This window comes from Bradyrhizobium sp. UFLA05-112 (assembly GCF_053572325.1).
This window is the reverse complement of sequence record NZ_JBANBK010000029.1, coordinates 1-17,812: the sequence shown is the minus strand read 5'-3', so window position 1 is coordinate 17,812 and position 17,812 is coordinate 1. Positions and strand designations below refer to the sequence as shown.

Genomic DNA, 17,812 nt, shown 5'->3' with positions numbered 1-17,812 from the left:
GTGGGGAGTACCTATGCCCAGGCGCGCGGCAGATATGTCCCGCGCTTCCCGATGGTGCTCCATCCAAGGTCGCCAGTCGCGCGAGCGAGGGCTCGTTAGCAGCTTTCGGCGTTCCTCACAACGGCTAGATAGGCGCGAGCCGCGCGCGTTTACAGCGGAAGTTCCGGCTCGCGTCGGGCGTTGCGGCGGGCGTTGGTGACAGCCGGCGAGGCGCTGGAGCGAACAAGGCTCCAGCGGATCGAGGGGGCCTGCCGCGCGTCCTGCCGGATCACGATCTGCGCAGTGCGGCGCGGGCCGTCATTGCCAGCCAAAAACACGCTGTCCTCGAGATCGACCTTGTCGTCCAACGCTTCAAAGGTCCAGACCTCGCGGTTCGGCAGCACCAGCATCACGCCGCGGGCATCCGACAGCCGGCTCGCCTTCACCGCCGGATGCAAATGGAAGCGCAGCGCGAAATCCGCATTCGCACCTTTGAGCCGTCCGCCCTGCGGCGGCGACAGCGTGTCCTCGCCGTCGAGCCGCGCGCCGTCATTGGCGACCATCACCACGCGCCGGTGGATCACGCCGAACTTGGCGAGATAGCCGTCATGCGACGTCGTCAGCAGCGTGCCGTTCTGAACGACCTCGCGAAAATTCTCGACCACGGCCGGCCCCCTGATCACGGGCGCGCCATGCAGCAGCTTCTTCATCGCCGACAGCTCGACGAACTGGCAGGACGATGTTTCGTGATAGGTCAGCGTCGAATGCGCCGCGGTGCCGCGCGCGAATGGCCGCCAATTGTCGCGTCCGGTCGTCGGCATGCCGCAATTGGTCACGATGCGGCTCGTGCCCGACGACAATTCGAACGACAGGCAGCCGGCATGGGCATCGTGGCTGACATTCGCAGGCGGCGGCGCGCCGGTGTCCATGATCAGCGTCAACGCTCCGGCGTCGAGGCGCTGGAAGCCGGTATGCGGCATGGTCGCCATCGGCGCGCCGTGGGTATCGTCATAGGCCAATAGCGTGGCGAGAAGATCCGATGACGTCGCGCTCATGCCGTTGAACAGCGCAAAGTTGCCGTCGCCGTGCCGGAAGAAGCGCAGCATCGGCATCATGCGGTCGATCGCGTTGAGCAGCGCCGGCGGCGGCGCGATGTTGCGCGCTGCAAAGGTCTGGCGCAGTGGCAGCAGGTCGATCAGAAGCTCGATCAACGCGCCGGGATTGCGGGAGACGTGTCCGCCGTCGGGAAGGATTTGGCGCTGCAATTCGTCGGACAGTTTTCGCGAGGCGCTGCGGATGTGGCGCGCCTGGTTGGCGAGACACAGCGAGGCGTAGCAGAGCGCGATCAACACTTGCAGCCGCGGCACCCCGTCCGGGATGTCGACCATGGTGAAACGCAGATAGCGGATTTCGCGCGCCAGCGCCCGCAGGTAGCGGCGATAGAATTTGTTGTCGGTGTCGCCAAGCACAAGCGGCGCCTGCGACAACAGCGAGATCACGCGCCGCGCCAGCACGTCGGCGCGGCGGGCGACCGGGCGCTTGTTGGCGGGATTGGAGATCCAATCTTCGACCAGCGCGCGAGCATTGGCCCGCGTCAGCGCGGTGTCGGCGGCGCGCAAATGGCGCAGCCAACCGAAGCCGAGCAGGGCGACTTCCCAGTCCTCCGACGGCGGCTCGAGATCGAAAATCGAGCGGCCGTGGCAATTGACGATCTTGCCAGCGAAGACGAAGCGCCCGGCATAGATCTCAGCTGCGCGCGTGGCGTCCGCGGTGCGCAGGTCGTGCGGGGCGATGATCAGCCGGTCGGTGCGGCCCGGCCAGAGCCGCGACACCGCCACGGAACCGCCGCTCGCGCGCGCCAGCATGTTCCGCGCGAAGCGGTTCATGACCAACGTCGAGATGCGTCTGCGTTGAGCGACCGACACGCCTTGCCTTGAAGGGGGAGAGGATTCCTGACGAATCCTTTTAATCCCAAAATCGGCCGGCTGACACCACCTTGAAAGGCGGCGAATCAGCATCAGTGGCGCAAAATCCGGTGCAAAATCAGGATTTAACGAGCCGGGCGGCGAAGAACCCGTCGAGCCCGCCGAGCTTCGGGTCGGCGTTCGGCAAATGGCTCGGCAGGGTGCGCAGGTCGCCCTCGGTGGTAATGATCTCGGCTCGGCCCGAGACCTCGGACGGCTGGATCGGCACGCGGCGCAGCGCGGGCTCGGTCGTCAGCAGCGCGGCGATCGCCTGCTCGCCTTCCTCTGGCTCCAGCGAGCAGGTGCAATAGACCAGCGTTCCGCCCGGCCTCAGCAGCGAGACGGATTTCCGCAGCAGGCGCTGCTGAAGCGCCGCGAGCGCCGCGATGTCGGACTCCTGACGCAGCCAGGCCACATCCGGGTGGCGGCGGATCGTGCCGGTCGAGGTACAGGGCGCATCGATCAGGATGCCGTCAAAGCCGTGCTGTGGACCCGCCCATTCCACGGCGTCGGCGACGACGGTTTCGGCCTGCAACGACAACCGCGCCAGATTCTCGCGCAGCCGTGCCACGCGCGCCGGCGAGCGGTCTACGGCGACAACATTCGCGCCGGCGTGCACCAGCTGGGCCGTCTTGCCGCCGGGAGCGGCGCAGAGATCGGCGATGGACTTGCCGGCGATATCGCCGAACAGCCGGGCCGGCAATGCCGCCGCGGCGTCCTGGACCCACCATTGTCCTTCGCTGAAGCCTGGCAGCATGGTCACCGAGCCGTGCAGCAGCGTGCGCACGGTTCCGGTCGGCAGCACCTCTCCGTGCAGGCGACTCGCCCACTGTGCGGCATCCGACTTCACGGTCAGATCGAGTGAGGGCTCATGGCCGAGCGCGAGCGCCATCTCGCGCGCGGTGGTCTCGCCATAATGCGCGCTCCAGCGCGCGAGCAGCCAGGGTGGCAGGTCGAGCGATTGCGTTGCGACTTCCTCCACCAGCGCCTTGCCCTCGCGTGCGCAGCGGCGCAGCACGGCGTTGACGAGGCCGGCATAGCGCGCTGCGCGGCGGTCGGATTGCACCAGGCGGACCGAGAGATCGACCGCCGCGTGATCGGGAACATCCATCCAGAGAATTTGCGCAGCGCCAATCAGGAGCGCGCTTTGCGCGCGCGGCGCCTCGCCAGGGATGCCCTTGTCGAGCAGGCGCGACAGCACGTGGCCCAGCGTGCCGAGCCGACGCAGCACGGTCGCCACCATGCGCCGCATCAGCGCGCGATCGCGATCGGCGAGCGTCTTCAGTCCGGGATGGGCGCCGCCACCGTCGAGCTGATCATCAAGTGTGCGGTGCTTATGCAGGACACCATCGACGATATCTGCGGCGATCCGCCGTGCCGCCAGACCAGGCACTTCGGTGGGTGGAGCAAAACGTTGAGATGGCATGCGGAGGTAAGGTTCTGAGCGAGCGGCAGTTCCGCCGTGAGGGCGCATGCCTGAAGAAGCGCATCTGTGGCATGCGAATATGCCAAATGTAAGAATCGGCTCTGGTTTTTTCAGCCCTGCATGACGATCTCCACCCCTATGCGCGGCGTTTTTTCCGATCGCGCGAGGGGCGCGCCTGGGCTAGGAAGCCAGAGATGAACGACACTCCGTCCAGTCCTCCTCAGCGCAAGGCGCAGACGCCGGCCGCTCAGCGCGCGCTGGCGGAAGCCGAGGCGCGCCGGCGGGCGGCTGTTGCCAATGCCGAAGCCGCACCAAAAGAGCTGCAGGGGCCGAAGGGTCCCGAGCCGACGCGCTATGGCGACTGGGAGCGCAAGGGCATCGCATCGGATTTCTGAGACGGGGCGTCTCTTGCCGGCTCGCCCGACTCAGCCCTAGCGTTGGCCGATGTCTCCCCGCGACCGAATCAATTCGTATCGGCCCTCGTTCAGTGGCACGCCGTTTGGCCGTCGCTTCGCGGGGCTGCTGCCGTGGATGTTCGTGGTTGTTGTCGTCACCGCGGTCGTGCTCACCTTCCGGCACGGGACCAACTGGTCCGCGCGGCATGGCGGTGACGAACGAGCGCAGGACGCCGAGATCATCCTGCAGCAGGCAGGCGATCCCGACATTCGCCAGTCGGTCGACGTCATCCGCACCATCGACGGCGACACGTTTCTCGCGCGTGTGCATCAGCGCAACGGGCGCGATCTCGTCGGGCGGGTCCGCTTGCGCGGCATCGATGCGCCTGAAATGAGGGCGTCCTGTCGGGAAGAGCTGGACAAGGCCGAAGCTGCCACCGATGCGCTACGCAAGCTGCTCGGCCAGGGCGGCGTTGTGATCTACAATCTCGGCCCAGAGAAATACGGGCGCATTCTCGCCGATGTTGCCACCACGCGCACGGCCAACGTCTCGGCTGCGCTGCTCGCGGGCGGTTATGCCCGCAGCTATAATGGCGGCCATCGCGAAGGCTGGTGCGCGCGCAGCTGGCGCTTCTGGCAATAAGAAAGCCGCGTCAGAACGCGGCTTTTCGTCCTGAGGCCCTTCGTTCTCAGCGCGTGACGACCACCGTGGTGCCGACGGGGACGCGGCTATAGAGGTCGGTGATGTCGTCGTTGAGCATGCGGATGCAGCCATAGGAGACGAAGCCGCCGACCGAGCCAGGCACGTTGGTGCCGTGGATGGCATATTCGCCGCCGGCCAGCGTCATCGCCGCAACGCCCATCGGGTTGCGCGGCGAGCCGCCAGGAATCACGTCGGGCATGTTCGGCTTGTCACGCTTCACCTCGGCGGGCGGCGACCAGGCCGGGTTGCGATATTTGCCGTCGATGCGCGTGGTGCCGGCCCACTGCTTGCCGGACTTGCCGACGCCCACGGGGTAGCGCATCGCGTGTTCGCCATCGAGGATGAGATAGAGCCGGCGCTCGTTGGTCCTGACCACGATGGTGCCCGGCGAATAATCGGCTCCGTGCAGCCCCACCATTTCCGGCCGCGCCTCGGCCGCCGTCGACATCAAGATCCCTGCCCCGATGGTGGCGGCCAATGCCACCGCAATCCTCATCGACATTACTTGCTTCCTTATCCGTTGCCCCGAACGGGCCGTCCAAATTGACGCAAAACCCGGCAATTGCCCGCTCGCCCACGCATTCTTAACCGCGCGTGTTAACCGGATGGTTTCCACGCGCCGCGCCTTGGGCCCAGCCGGCAGGGGAACAAAGGAAAAGTTCGAATTAAAGTAAATGACCGGAAAACAACACTTCGCGGGAAAGATACAGGCGCGTTCGCTCACGCCCTGACAAGTGCGTGAGGGTGGTTTGCCAACGGGAAATGCTGTTGAAGCGAGGGACAGTCTCGTGTCCCGGATGCGCTGCAGCGCCTCGGCGCTGCTGCGCTGAGCCGGGACCCAGAAACTTGTCTGCGGCATGGGCCCCGGCTCCGCAGCGCACCGCCGAACTGGACGATGCTTCGCATCGCCAGGGAAGTGCTGCGCTACGTCCGGGGCACGAGAGCGTTCTTACGCCGAGGTCTGTTTCTTGTTCTGGCGATTCTTGACGAGATCGTCGACCACGGCGGGATCGGCGAGCGTCGAGGTATCGCCGAGACTGCCCGGCTCGTCCTCGGCGATCTTGCGCAGGATGCGGCGCATGATCTTGCCGGAGCGCGTCTTGGGCAGGCCGGGTGCGAACTGGATCTGGTCGGGCGAGGCGATCGGGCCGATCTCCTTGCGCACCCAGGTCACGAGCTCCTTGCGCAGATCCTCGCTCGGCTCGACGCCGGCCATCAGGGTGACGTAGGCGTAGATGCCCTGGCCCTTGATGTCGTGCGGGAAGCCGACCACGGCGGCCTCCGACACCTTCTCATGCGCGACCAGCGCGCTCTCGACCTCGGCGGTGCCCATGCGATGGCCGGAGACGTTGATGACGTCATCGACGCGGCCGGTGATCCAGTAATAGCCGTCGGCATCGCGCCGGCAGCCATCGCCGGTAAAATACTTGCCCTTGTAGGTCGAGAAATAGGTCTGCTCGAACCGGGCGTGGTCGCCATAGACCGTGCGCATCATGCCGGGCCAGGAGCGGGTGAGGCAGAGATTGCCCGACGTCTCGCCGTCCAGCACCTTGCCGTCGGCATCGACGATCTCCGGCACCACGCCGAAGAACGGCAGCGTCGCCGAGCCGGGCTTGAGCTTGGTGGCGCCCGGCAGCGGCGTGATCAGGATGCCGCCGGTCTCGGTCTGCCACCAGGTGTCGACGATCGGGCAGCGGTCGTCGCCGACGACGCGGTGGTACCACTCCCAGGCTTCCGGATTGATGGGCTCGCCGACCGAGCCGAGCAGGCGCAGCGAGGCGCGCGAGGTCTTCGTCACCGGCTCGTCGCCGCCCTGCATCAGGGCGCGGATCGCGGTCGGCGCGGTGTAGAAGATGTTGACCTTGTGCTTGTCGATGACGTTCCAGAACCTGGAATTATCGGGGTAGTTCGGCACGCCCTCGAACATCAGCGTGGTCGCGCCGTTGCACAGCGGCCCGTAGAGAATGTAGCTGTGGCCGGTGACCCAGCCGACGTCCGCCGTGCACCAGTAGACGTCGCCGTCGTGATAGTCGAACACGTATTGATGCGTCATCGCGGCGTAGACGAGATAGCCGCCCGAGGTGTGCAGCACGCCCTTCGGCGTTCCGGTCGAGCCCGAGGTGTAGAGGATGAACAGCGGATCCTCGGCGTGCATGTGCTCGGCCGGGCACTCCGTCGTCACCATCCTGGCCGCGTCGTCGTACCAGAGGTCACGCGACGGGGACATCTCGACTTTGCCGCCGGTGCGCTTGACCACGATGACCCAGTCGACGCCTTCGGTCTTGGCGAGCGCCGCATCGACATTGGCCTTCAGCGGCACCTTCCTGCCGCCGCGCAGGCCCTCGTCGGCGGTGATGATCACCTTGGATTTGCAGTCGTTGATGCGCTGGGCGAGGCTGTCGGGCGAGAAGCCGGCGAACACCACCGAGTGGATCGCGCCGATCCGCGCGCAGGCCAGCATCGCATAGGCGGCCTCGGGGATCATCGGCAGGTAGATGGTGACGCGGTCGCCCTTCTTGACGTTGCGGGTGCGCAGGATGTTGGCCATCCGGCAGACCTCGTCGTGCAGCTCCTTGTAGGTGATGTGCTTCGACTGCGAGGGATCGTCGCCCTCCCAGATGATCGCGGTCTGGTTGGCGCGCTTGGCGAGGTGCCGGTCGATGCAGTTCCAGGCGACGTTGAGGACGCCGTCCTCGAACCACTTGATGGAGACGTTGCCGGGCGCGAAGGAGACGTTCTCGATCCTGGTCGGAGCCTTCATCCAGTCGATGCGCTTGGCCTGCTCGGCCCAGAACGCGTTCGGGTCCGAGATCGAGCGGGCGTACATGTCCTTGTACTTGGCCTGGTCGACCCAGGCGCGCTTCGCCCACTCTGCCGGCACGTCGTAGATCTTCTCGGACATGTTTTCCTCCACCAAGCGGCAAGCTCAACGCCACGCCGACATCATTTGAATGATTATGCGTCGGGCTTACCGCGCCCGACAAGGAGGACAAGCTGGACCTTCGGCGGGCATCCGACCATGCGCAGGATCAAGTCGGTGAGTGTGCCTGTCGCAAATCTGAAACAACCGGGGTGAGGGCTCCTCCGCTCTTTACCGAACCTCGCGGAAGCGGCGACGCAGACCCTCCATGCACGGGTTGGAGGTATTTAGAAACCAATCGTCACTGATTCGGGACTCGCAATGCCGTTCGGAACCTCCTAAATGGCCTGACCGGGGTCCAACGAGACCCGCTGGGAACAAAAATCAAAACAACAGCATTGTTCGATAACAGGCGGAGCTAAGGCGTAAGACTATGATGGATCAGCAGAATTTCGGGACAATGCGGCCCGCTTCAGCCGATCCCGCCGCTATTGCGCTCGCCAAAGCCCTCGGACAATGGCCGAAACCGACTGGTTTCAGGCGTCCCAGCCCGAAGAAGACCTTCGACACGGCAGCTGCGACCTCGGTCGAGGCGCTGGCCAAGGAATTGGGCCTGCGGCTCGGCGACCAGAATGAGCTGACCATCCGCCGCATCAAGCGCGGCAAGGGCTATTCCTTCGTCCGCCCCAACGGCGCCCATATCCGCGACGCTCGCACCATCCGCCGGCTCCATGCCATGGCGGTGCCGCCGGCCTATCGCGAGGTGCGTTACTCGGCCGATCCGAGCTCGCATCTCCAGGCGGTGGGTCGCGATGCCGCAGGGCGGCTGCAATATCGCTATCACGCCGACTGGGAAAAGGTCCGCGAGCAGCGCAAGGCGCATCGCCTGGAAAAGCTCGTCGGCGCGCTGCCGAAGATACGGCGCAAGGTCTCGATGTTCCTGTCGGGCGAGGAGCCGACGCGCGAGTTCGCGCTCTCGGCGGTGATCGAACTGATCGCCCGCACCGCGATCCGTCCCGGCAATGAATCCTATGCCCGCCTCAACGGCACCCGCGGCGCCACCACGCTGCTGAAGTCCAACGTCACGCTGGAAGACGACTGCTTCGTGCTGACCTTCAAGGCCAAGGGCGGCAAGGCGGTGCGGAAGGAATGCGACGCGGCCAAGCTGGTCCGTGCCATCGGCATTCTGCGCGGCGTGCCGGGCAAGCGCATGTTCCAGTATCGCGATGCCTCCGGCACCGTGCGCGCCGTGAATACCACGCAGGTCAACGCGTTCCTGCGCGAGATCGCCGGCATCAAGATTTCGCTGAAGGATTTTCGTACGCTGATGGCCTCGGCCGTCGTCGTGGAATCGCTGTCGCGGATCACGCCGGCGACCAGCCAGCGCGGCCGCAAGCGTCAGGTGCTGGATGCGATCCGTGCCGCTGCCGACCAGCTCTCCAACACGCCGGCGATCTGCCGCAGGAGCTACGTCCACGACACCATCGTCACCGCGTTCGAGGACGGCATCCTCGAGCGTTTTGCCGCGACGATGAAGGGTCAGCGCTCACAGGCGAGGCGCGAGCAGCTTCTGGCGCAGGTGGTGGCGACGGCTGCGGTATAACCAATTTGCCCCGGGTGGGGAAAGGCGCGAAGCGCTGTGCCCACCATCTCTCCGCGATTGCGAAAGAAAAAAAAGTGGTGGGCACGCTTCGCTCTGCCCACCCTACGAATGCCTACCGAATTCCACCGAGTAACGCCGGCTACATCTTGCTCTCAGGCTTCATCACGTCGGGTCCGGGATCTCGGCCTCCGGCCACGAGGCTCAACCGGCGCAGATAATGCGCCCAGCCCTTGCTATGGGCGTCGCATTGTTCTGCGGTCGGCAGGCCGCTATGCGTCATGCGGAGCAGCGTGCCGCCATCGCGTTCGATCAGGTCAATCTCGATCAGGCTCGAGCCGGGTGGCACTTCCTGACCGCCTTCCCAACCGAACGTGTAGGCGAGCCGATGCACCGGCACGACCTCGCGAAACGCGCCGCGGGCGACGCCGCCGCGCTGGCCAATACCCTTCAGCAGGTAAAGCCCGCCAGGCTGCGTCTCGAACGTCGCCTCCGAGCCCATCCAGTTCACGATTTTGTCGGGGTCGGCGAGGTAAGCGAAGACAGTGGCACGCGGGGCGGGGATATGGGTCTCGCGGCGGACTATGAAGGGCTCAGTCATCGGCGTCGGTTCCCTGGCTGCATTAGGCAGATGGCGCCGCTACGGTGCCTCTTCAAGGCCCGCCATCGAGGATAGGTCGTGACAAAAAAGGCGCGCAGACCGCATGATCGCGCCATGCAGTTGTCCTCGACGCTCGCCTGGCTCGTCGATGCCGCCGCTGAGACCACGGGCGCCGACCGCTTGCTCGCGGATCTCGGCAGGCATCTGGTTGCGGATGGATTGCCGCTCGTCGCGGGCAGCCTGACCCTGGACGTCCCGCATCCCCTGATCGCACAGCGAACCTGGCTGTGGCGCGCCGACAGTGGCGAGGTCGTCGAAGCTCTCGGTTTTGCGCCGGGGGCTGCCGCGCTCGCGCCACGCAACGATGCCGGCCGGCGCTGGCTGAGTGCAACAGCCACCGGCATCGTCCACGAGGACGTAATCGGGCCGCGTCCGGACGGGCCGTTGCTCGGCTGGATCGGGCCGCGTCCGTTCACGCCGCGCGAGATCGACGATCTCCAGCAAGCCGCGCGCTTCGCCGCCGCACCGCTCGCCGTGCTCGCCGCGCGTGCCACGTTGGCGGCAGCGCTCGAAGCCTATCTCGGCCGGCGCAGCGCCGAGCGCGTGCTGGCGGCGCCGCTGCGCCGCGATCTCGGCGAAACCATCCAGGCTGCACTGCTCTATGCCGACCTGCGCGATTTCACGGCCTTGTCCGAAGGCAACCCGCCGGCCGCCGTCATTTCAGCGCTCGATGCCTGGTTCGATCGCATCGCGGGCGCGGTGCACGCCTTTGGCGGCGAGGTGCTGAAATTCATCGGCGATGGAGTGCTGGCGATTTTTCCGGTTGTGGGCGCATCACCGCGCGAGGCTTGCGGCGCCGCCTTGCGCGCGGCGACCGCGGCGCGCGCCGGCATGATGCACCTCGATGACGAACGGCGCCGCCAGGGATTGCCGTCGCTGTCGTTCGGCGCCGCGCTTCATCTCGGCGAGATGCTGTGGGGCAATATCGGCGCAGCCAATCGGCTGGATTTCACCGCGATCGGTTCGGCCGTCAATTTGGTCAGCCGGCTCGAGGGATTGTGCAAGCCGCTCGGCAAGACGGTTCTGGTGTCGGGTGCGCTCGCCGCCGAGACCGACACGCCATTGCTGCCGCTTGGAATGCATCCGCTGCGTGGGATCGTAGAGCCATGCGAAGTGTTCGCGCTGCCGGACGGTTGATGGAATAGTTGGCTGCCGGTGGGCAAAGGCGCGCGCTTCGCGCGCCGTGCCCACCATCTCTCAATGCTTGCTCTCAATGCTTGCGAAAGAAGAGGTGGGCACGCTTCGCTTTGCCCACCCTACGATTCGGACTACGGCAGTAACTACAGCCCGCCCATCTTGCAGACGAGCTTCCATTCGTCCGCCGTCACCGGCTGCACGGAGAGGCGCGAGTATTTCACCAGCGCCATGTCGGCGAGCTTCTTGTCGGCCTTGACGGCAGCCATCGTCACCGGCGTCTTCAATGGCTTGTCGGCCTTGATGTCGACGCAGACGAACTTGCCGGTCTTGTCGGTCGGATCAGGATAGGCCTCCTTGATGATTTCCGCGATGCCGACGATCTCCTTGCCCTCGTTGGAATGATAGAAGAACGCCTTGTCGCCCTTCTTCATGCTCACGAGATTCTGCCGCGCGGTGAAGTTGCGTACGCCGGTCCAGGCTTCGCCCTTGGTGCCCTTGGCGACCTGCTGGTCCCACGACCAGACGGACGGTTCGGATTTCACCAGCCAGTAATTCATAACGTGTCCCATCCGTTCGTCATGGCCGGGCTTGTCCCGGCCATCGACGTCTTTGCCACGTACTCAATATCAAGACGTGGATGCCCGCGACAAGCGCGGGCATGACGTCGGAAATCATTCCTCTGCCTTGAAGGGGCGCGTCAAAAGTCCGGATATTGCGGCGTCGATCGTGCTCTTGCCGCTCAGGATCGCTGCGACGGCTTCTGATACCGGCATCTCGATGTTTTGCAAAGATGCGAGCTCGATCAGCACGGGTGCGGTGAATTCGCCTTCGGCGAGCTTGCCGGCTGGCGCCGTCTCGCCGCGCCCGAGTGCAAGCCCGAGCGCGAAGTTGCGCGATTGCGGGCTCGAACAGGTCAGAATCAGGTCGCCAAGGCCGGACAGCCCTGCAAGCGTCTCGCTACGCGCGCCGAGTGCACGGCCGAAGCGGGCGAGCTCGGCAAAGCCGCGTGTGGTCAACGCGGCCTGCGCGGAAGCGCCGAGCTTGCGGCCAACGGCAATGCCGACGGCGATCGCCAGCACGTTCTTGGCCGCGCCGCCGATTTCGACGCCGCGCACATCGGTCGAGTGATAGGGCCGGAATGTCGGCGAGCCCAGCGCCTGCACCAGCGCGCTGGCGAGCTGCTCGTCTTTTGCAGCCAGCGTCACCGCCGTCGGCAGGCCGCGCGCGACGTCGTCGGCGAAGCTCGGCCCCGACAGGATCGCAGGCTGCGCCATCGGTGCGGCTTCCGCGATCACGTCGGTCATGAATTTATGGGTGCCGTGCTCGATGCCCTTGGCGCAGGCGACCACCGGAGTTGGCTTGGTCAAATGCGGCGCCAGCGTGTTGATCGCGCCGCGCAGGTGCTGCGCGGGCGTCACGATCAGCAGGATATCTGCGCGCGCCGCGAGCGCCAGCTCGCTCGTCACCACGATGTCGGGCGACAATTTTACGCCGGGCAGCCGCGGATTTTCTCGCGACGAGGCAATCCGGCCTGCGTGCTCGGCGTTGCGGGCGCGCAGCGTCACTGTTCTTCCCGCCCGTGCGGCGACCGTCGCCAGCGCCGTGCCCCAGGCGCCCGCACCGATCACCGAGACGGACTGAAAGGATGTCATCGCTAAAATCCTGCGCGCGTGTTGGCGTAGCCTTTGGGCGCCGTCGCGTTGGCATCGAGCAGCCACCGCGCGCGGGGCTGGGCATCCATCGTGTCGGTGAGGCCGAGCGCGAGACGCTCGGCGCCGGCCCAGGCGATCATTGCGCCGTTGTCCGTGCAGAGCGCGGGCGGCGGCATGATCAGTCGCGTCCCGGCCGCATCCGCAACGTTCTGCAACGCGCCGCGGATCGCCTGATTGGCCGCAACTCCGCCGGCCGCGACGAGCGCCTGCGGTGCGCCGAACTGCTCGCGGAACAGCCTGAGGCCCATGCTCAGGCGGTCGGCGGTCGAGTCCAGCACCGCGGCCTGAAAACTCGCGCAGAGATCGCTGATGTCCTGTGGCTCGAGCGGCGTGATCCGGCTCGCTTCGTTGCGCACCGCCGTCTTTAGTCCCGACAGCGAGAAATTGGCATCGCGCCGTCCCTGCATCGGCCGCGGAAACGCGAATCGCGCTGCATCGCCGTCTGCCGCGGCGCGCTCGACCTGCGGTCCGCCGGGATAAGGCAGCCCGAGCATCTTCGCGACCTTGTCGAAGGCTTCGCCGATCGCATCGTCGACGGTGGTGCCGAGCCGAATATATTGTCCGACGCCGACCACGGCGACGATCTGGGTGTGGCCGCCCGAAGCCAGGAACAGGCAATAGGGGAATTCGAGGTGATCGGTCAGCCGTGGCGTCAGCGCATGCGCCTCGAGATGGTTCACCGCGACGAGGGGGGTGTCGTGCACCATCGCGATCGCCTTCGCGGTGGTGAGCCCGACGATCACGCCGCCGATCAATCCCGGTCCGGCAGCGGCCGCGACACCCGACAACTCTGCGAAGCCGACGCCGGCCTCTTTCATCGCGCGGTCAATGATACCGTCGAGAAGGTCGACATGGGCGCGCGCAGCGATCTCCGGCACCACGCCGCCGAAGCTGGCGTGCTCCTCGATCTGCGAGCGCACGATGTTCGAGAGAATCCTGCCGTCGCCGTCGCCCGCGCGCGCGATCACAGCAGCGGCGGTTTCGTCGCAGGTGGTTTCGATGCCCAATACCAGCATTGGCGAATTGTTATCCAATTTGCGCCCTTGCGCTCTTCCGCAAAGCAGAGTTCTGGTACGTCCGGTAGCATTCCGAGGTCGTCAAAGGCAATCGCGCCTTGAGGGCTTCTGGAACACCGGGTCGCGGTGCGCCGGAGAATAGAGATCATGGCCATTCTTGTCACACGGCCGCATCCCGACAATGAGGCCACCGCGGCAGACTTGCGTGCCCTGGGCTATGTGGTGCTGCTGGCGCCGGCGCTCAAGTTCGAGCCGGTAGCGTTTCGCGACGAAAGCGAGGCAAGCTATGGCGGCATCATCGTCACCTCGGCGAACGCGATCCGCGCCATCGCGCCGCAATTGCGCGAGCTTCGTCTGTCACAACTGCCGCTGTTCGCGGTCGGCGAGCACACCGCGAGCGCCGCGCGCGAGGCCGGCTTTACCGAGGTCATCGTCGCCGGCGGCGATGCGGCGGTGTTAAGGGACAAGGTGCTGCAAAGCGCGCGCGACAAGGTCGTGAAGAAAAAGGGCGCGCTGCTCTATCTCGCGGGGGCTGATCTGTCGCGCGATCTTTCGGCCGAGCTCGGTGCGGAAGGATTCAACGTGGTCACGCAAACCATCTATCGCATGGTGCCGGTCAAGCATCTGCCGCGCGAGGTCTGCGAAGGTTTTGCTGCCCATGGCATCCGGGCCGTCTTGCACTATTCGCGGCGCAGCGCGCGCGCCTTTTTGGATGCGGCGCGCGACGAGGGCGTCGAAATCTCCGCGCTGTCGATTCCGCAGTGCTGCCTGTCCGAGAGCATCGCCGGCGTGCTCCGTGAGGCCGGCGCGACGCAGGTTGCGGTCGCGGCCTCGCCGGACGAAAATGCCTTAATTGAGACCTTGGCGCGTGCTTTGCGCACCCGTTTGGCGTAAGAGAACGGGCCGAATCCTTCGCGAAAGGGGTCCGGTCCGAGTACGTTGCTTGCAATTGTGAGGGAAACGTCACGATGGCCGAAGACAAGCCTGAAGACGCAGGATTGGCCCCCGAGTCAGGTCGTGCCAAGCGCACTCCGCCCACCATCGATCTCGAGGCGACCGAGGTGTCCACCCAGCCCCAGCAGGCGCCCGACGAGGCGCAGCCGGAGCCGGCCGAGGTCGATGCGGTGAAAGCCGAATCCGTCGCGGCCGAGGCAACCAAGCCCCAAGCAGCCAGGCCAGAAGACGAGCCGGAACGCGCCGAGGCCCGGGCCGAGCTCCCTCCGACGTCCAAGCCGGTGTCCCCCTGGGTCATCGCGCCGCTGTCGGGCGCGGTCGCAGCCGCACTGGTGATCGCTGTCGGGTGGATGCTGGGCTGGCCCCAAGTCGGCCAAGAACCCGTGCAGGCTCCATCAGCGCCGCAGGTTACGACTGCGACGGTCGATGCACTGAGCGGACGCCTCGCCGTTGTCGAGACCAAGGTCAACAAATCAGCGGCACCTGCGGCAGACCCGGCCGCAGCGGCGCGGCTTGACGCGCTGGACAAATCCGTCACCACCCTGCGCAGCGACATCGCGAGCCTGCGCACGCAATCGGACAAGCTCGGCAGTGCACTGAACGACGTGAAGTCGGCGCCGCGCGACGCGGCTGCCGCGCCGGATTTGTCGGATATCAACGATCGCATCGCGCAGCTCGAGCGCACCATCAAGGCCGAGCGTGCCGAGCTCGCACAGCAGGGCGAGAAGATCGCCGATGCAAAGTCGACCGACGACAAGGCAATGCGTCGCGTCGTTGCGGCGGCGCTGCTCGACGTGGCCGTTCGTCACGGCGATGGCTATGCAGCGCAGCTTGCGGCAGCGAAATCCTTTGCGCCTGATCCCCAGGCGTTGAAGCCGCTCGAGACGTTCGCATCCGCAGGCATTCCGTCTCCGGTCTCGCTGAGCCGCGAGCTCCTCAACATCGTGCCAAAACTGTCGCCACCGGCGGAGGCGCAGCCCAGCGGCGGCATTATCGAACACCTTCAGGCGGGCGCCTCAAAACTCGTTCGCATCGAGCGCACCGACAGTGGCGGCAATGATCGCGGCGCGATCGTCGGGCGGGTGACCGCGGCGGCGCTGCGCAACGATTTCGACACGGCGCGGCGCGAGTTGAAGGGCTTGCCGGAAGCCGATCGCGAAGCTGCGAAAGCCTGGCTCGACAAGACCGATGCGCGCGATGCCGCGCTCGCCGCGTCCCGCAAATTCGCCGACGATGCCATGGCGGATCTCGCCAAACCCGCGCAATAGGCCGCGCCTGAAGGGATCACCATGCTTCGCGTCGTATCGTTCCTCATCCTCATCGCACTTGCCGCGGCCGGCGCGGCCTGGGTTGCCGATCAGACTGGCGATGTCATCCTGACCTGGGGCAACTTACGCGCCACGACGACGGTGCCGGTGTTCGCGTTCGGGCTCGGCCTTGTTGCGGTGGCTGCCATATTCGCCTGGAGCATTTTGAGCGGGATCTGGCGAACGCCGGCGCGGATGCGTCGCCGTCGCCACGAGAAGCGCCATGCGCGTGGCCGCCACGCCATCACCCATGGCCTGCTGGCGATCGGCCATGGCGACAGCGCGCGTGCGCGCCGCCATGCGGAAGCCGCGCGGCGGCATGCGCCGGACGATCCTTTGGCGCTGCTGCTGCATGCGCAGTCGGCGCAGCTCGACGGCAATCGCGACGAGGCGCAGCGAGCTTTCCGCGCCATGGCCGAACGACCCGACACGCGGCTCCTCGGCCTGCGCGGCCTGTTCATCGAGGCGCAGCGCGCCGATGACGCCGTTTCCGCAGTGATGATCGCGGAGGAGGCAATCAAGTTGTCGCCGTCCTCGACCTGGGCCTCGCAGGCGGTGCTCGGTTTCCGCTGCGCGCGCAGCGACTGGAGCGGCGCGCTTGCGATCCTCGATTCAAATCTCTCCGCGGGCCTGATCGACAAGAAGACCTGGCGCCGGCAGCGCGGTGTCCTGCTCACCGCGCGCGCGCTGGAGCTCGAGACCATGGACCGCGACGTGGCGCGCGAGAGCGTGATGGAAGCGGTGAAACTCGCACCGACGCTGGTGCCGGCTGCAGCCCTCGCGGCGAAATTCGAGAGCGAGGCGCATCAGGTGCGTCGCGCCATGAAGCTGGTGGAAGCTGCCTGGCTCTCCCATCCGCATCCCGATCTTGCGGACGCCTATGCGCATGTGAAGCTCGGCGATTCCGCGCGGCAGCGCCTGCAGAGGATCGAGACGCTGGCGGCCAAGACGCCCGGTCATGTCGAGGGCCAGCTCGCGCTCGCGCGCGCCGCGATCGATGCATCCGAATTCGCCCGCGCGCGCGAGGCGCTGGCACCGCTGGTCAACGATCCGACCCAGCGGGTTGCGCTGCTGATGGCGGAGATCGAGCGCGCCGAACATGGCGACAGCGGCCGCGCGCGGGCCTGGACCTTGCGCGCGGTGCGCGCGCGTCACGACCCGGCCTGGACGGCCGACGGCTATGTCAGCAACCGCTGGCGTCCGGTTTCGCCGGTTACCGGCCGGCTCGACGCCTTCCAATGGCAGACGCCGGTGGCGAGCCTGCCCTCGGACAAGGGCACGACGATCGAGGCCTCCCCGTTCGAGGAGGCCATGCTGGCTGCCCCGCCGCCGAAGCGGATTACCGTGAGTAGCGAGGCGCTAGAACCGATCCAGCCGGCGCCTGCGCCAGCCGCGCAGGACAACCTGCCGCCCGCACCCAAGCCTTTGGAGATCAAGCCTTCGGAGGCCAAGATTTCGGAAGCCAAGCCTTCCGAGATCAAGGCGCCGGAGGCAAAGACAGAAGCCAAGACGGTCGACGTCAAAATGTCCGAAGCGAAAGTGTCCGACGCGTCAGAGCCGGCCACGGAGACCACTGAGCTGGCCAAACCGGCCGAGGGGCCCGCCGAATCAGCCACCATTGCGGCCACACCCATGTTCCGCGCCCGGGCCGACCTCGGCAAGCCGGTGTCTTCGCCGATTCCCGCCGTCATCCCGATCATCCGCGCACCCGATGACCCCGGAATCGATGACGAGGGCCCCAGCGACGAATTTACGGAACAAATCGGCACGCCGAAGGCCCAGGCCGGCGGTTGGCGGGGGTTCTGGTCCCGCTGGGGCCGCTGATCGGCAAGTTCGGCCCGGCTTGTCCTTGCCAATTCCGGCCATGCCCGATATCAGGGGCGCGCGTATTTGGGGCCGCGGGTCGTGTCGGCCCCCAAGGATCTCCCAAGGGTCCGCCGCAATAGCTCAGTTGGTAGAGCACGTCATTCGTAATGACGGGGTCGGGGGTTCGAGTCCCTCTTGCGGCACCACCTTCTCCCTGTCCGGCCCGAAGACATGGGTAACGGACCGTACCTAAGACATGGGTGACAGCCTCGTGCCGAACGGGTTGTCGAGG

General features: G+C 66.2%; 15 protein-coding genes, 1 tRNA gene and 1 riboswitch. Of the genes, 8 read left to right on the top strand and 8 right to left on the bottom strand.

What is annotated here, in order from left to right:
* Positions 1–8 precede the first annotated feature (8 nt).
* Positions 9–90: riboswitch (ZMP/ZTP riboswitch) on the bottom strand.
* A 59-nt stretch (positions 91–149) separates the two neighbouring features.
* Both SO180_RS18510 and SO180_RS18505 read right to left on the bottom strand, forming a co-directional pair.
* Complete coding sequence (locus SO180_RS18510; RefSeq protein ID WP_449380275.1) at positions 150–1,865, bottom strand: heparinase II/III family protein; 1,716 nt, start codon at positions 1,863–1,865, stop codon at positions 150–152.
* A 157-nt stretch (positions 1,866–2,022) separates the two neighbouring features.
* A complete protein-coding gene (locus SO180_RS18505) occupies positions 2,023–3,369 on the bottom strand; it encodes an RsmB/NOP family class I SAM-dependent RNA methyltransferase (protein ID WP_449380274.1) in 1,347 nt (448 codons plus the stop codon).
* 194 nt (positions 3,370–3,563) lie between these two features.
* Between SO180_RS18505 and SO180_RS18500 the strand changes: the two genes are divergently transcribed.
* Positions 3,564–3,764: a DUF1674 domain-containing protein gene (locus tag SO180_RS18500; RefSeq protein WP_449380273.1), complete on the top strand. Its 201-nt coding sequence runs from the start codon at positions 3,564–3,566 to the stop codon at positions 3,762–3,764.
* Positions 3,765–3,813: 49 nt separating this feature from the next.
* The gene (locus SO180_RS18495; protein WP_449380272.1) at positions 3,814–4,407 is read left to right on the top strand and encodes a thermonuclease family protein; all 594 of its coding nucleotides are present in this window, start codon (positions 3,814–3,816) and stop codon (positions 4,405–4,407) included.
* A gap of 46 nt (positions 4,408–4,453) precedes the next feature.
* Here the strand turns inward: SO180_RS18495 and SO180_RS18490 are convergent, their stop codons facing one another.
* The gene (locus tag SO180_RS18490; protein WP_449380271.1) at positions 4,454–4,969 is read right to left on the bottom strand and encodes a L,D-transpeptidase; all 516 of its coding nucleotides are present in this window, start codon (positions 4,967–4,969) and stop codon (positions 4,454–4,456) included.
* A gap of 447 nt (positions 4,970–5,416) precedes the next feature.
* Positions 5,417–7,369 carry an acetate--CoA ligase gene (gene acs / locus SO180_RS18485; RefSeq protein ID WP_449380270.1) on the bottom strand — a complete coding sequence of 651 codons (1,953 nt, stop codon included), beginning with the start codon at positions 7,367–7,369 and terminating at the stop codon, positions 5,417–5,419.
* A gap of 391 nt (positions 7,370–7,760) precedes the next feature.
* On the opposite strand from acs, the gene SO180_RS18480 reads away from it, so the two are divergent.
* Entirely contained in the window at positions 7,761–8,930 is a 1,170-nt protein-coding gene (locus SO180_RS18480; protein WP_449380269.1) for a DNA topoisomerase IB, read from the top strand.
* Between the two features lie 139 nt (positions 8,931–9,069).
* On the opposite strand, the gene SO180_RS18475 is transcribed toward SO180_RS18480, so the two are convergent.
* Complete coding sequence (locus SO180_RS18475) at positions 9,070–9,528, bottom strand: SRPBCC family protein (RefSeq protein WP_449380268.1); 459 nt, start codon at positions 9,526–9,528, stop codon at positions 9,070–9,072.
* A 114-nt stretch (positions 9,529–9,642) separates the two neighbouring features.
* On the opposite strand from SO180_RS18475, the gene SO180_RS18470 reads away from it, so the two are divergent.
* Positions 9,643–10,725 carry an adenylate/guanylate cyclase domain-containing protein gene (locus SO180_RS18470; RefSeq protein ID WP_449380340.1) on the top strand — a complete coding sequence of 361 codons (1,083 nt, stop codon included), beginning with the start codon at positions 9,643–9,645 and terminating at the stop codon, positions 10,723–10,725.
* 143 nt (positions 10,726–10,868) lie between these two features.
* Here the strand turns inward: SO180_RS18470 and SO180_RS18465 are convergent, their stop codons facing one another.
* The 3 genes from SO180_RS18465 to tsaD form a co-directional block, all read right to left on the bottom strand.
* Entirely contained in the window at positions 10,869–11,282 is a 414-nt protein-coding gene (locus tag SO180_RS18465; RefSeq protein ID WP_449380267.1) for an EVE domain-containing protein, read from the bottom strand.
* A 114-nt stretch (positions 11,283–11,396) separates the two neighbouring features.
* Entirely contained in the window at positions 11,397–12,377 is a 981-nt protein-coding gene (locus tag SO180_RS18460) for an NAD(P)H-dependent glycerol-3-phosphate dehydrogenase (RefSeq protein WP_449380266.1), read from the bottom strand.
* A gap of 2 nt (positions 12,378–12,379) precedes the next feature.
* Positions 12,380–13,453, bottom strand: a complete 1,074-nt coding sequence (gene tsaD / locus SO180_RS18455) for a tRNA (adenosine(37)-N6)-threonylcarbamoyltransferase complex transferase subunit TsaD (RefSeq protein ID WP_449380265.1) — start codon at positions 13,451–13,453, stop codon at positions 12,380–12,382.
* Between the two features lie 147 nt (positions 13,454–13,600).
* Between tsaD and SO180_RS18450 the strand changes: the two genes are divergently transcribed.
* The 4 genes from SO180_RS18450 (at position 13,601) to SO180_RS18435 (ending at position 17,726) form a co-directional block, all read left to right on the top strand.
* Positions 13,601–14,347, top strand: coding sequence for a uroporphyrinogen-III synthase (locus SO180_RS18450; RefSeq protein WP_449380264.1), 747 nt, complete (start codon positions 13,601–13,603; stop codon positions 14,345–14,347).
* Between the two features lie 74 nt (positions 14,348–14,421).
* Entirely contained in the window at positions 14,422–15,675 is a 1,254-nt protein-coding gene (locus SO180_RS18445; protein ID WP_449380263.1) for a COG4223 family protein, read from the top strand.
* A gap of 21 nt (positions 15,676–15,696) precedes the next feature.
* Complete coding sequence (locus SO180_RS18440; protein WP_449380262.1) at positions 15,697–17,538, top strand: heme biosynthesis protein HemY; 1,842 nt, start codon at positions 15,697–15,699, stop codon at positions 17,536–17,538.
* Between the two features lie 112 nt (positions 17,539–17,650).
* Positions 17,651–17,726: transfer RNA gene (locus SO180_RS18435), tRNA-Thr, on the top strand.
* Positions 17,727–17,812 lie beyond the last annotated feature (86 nt).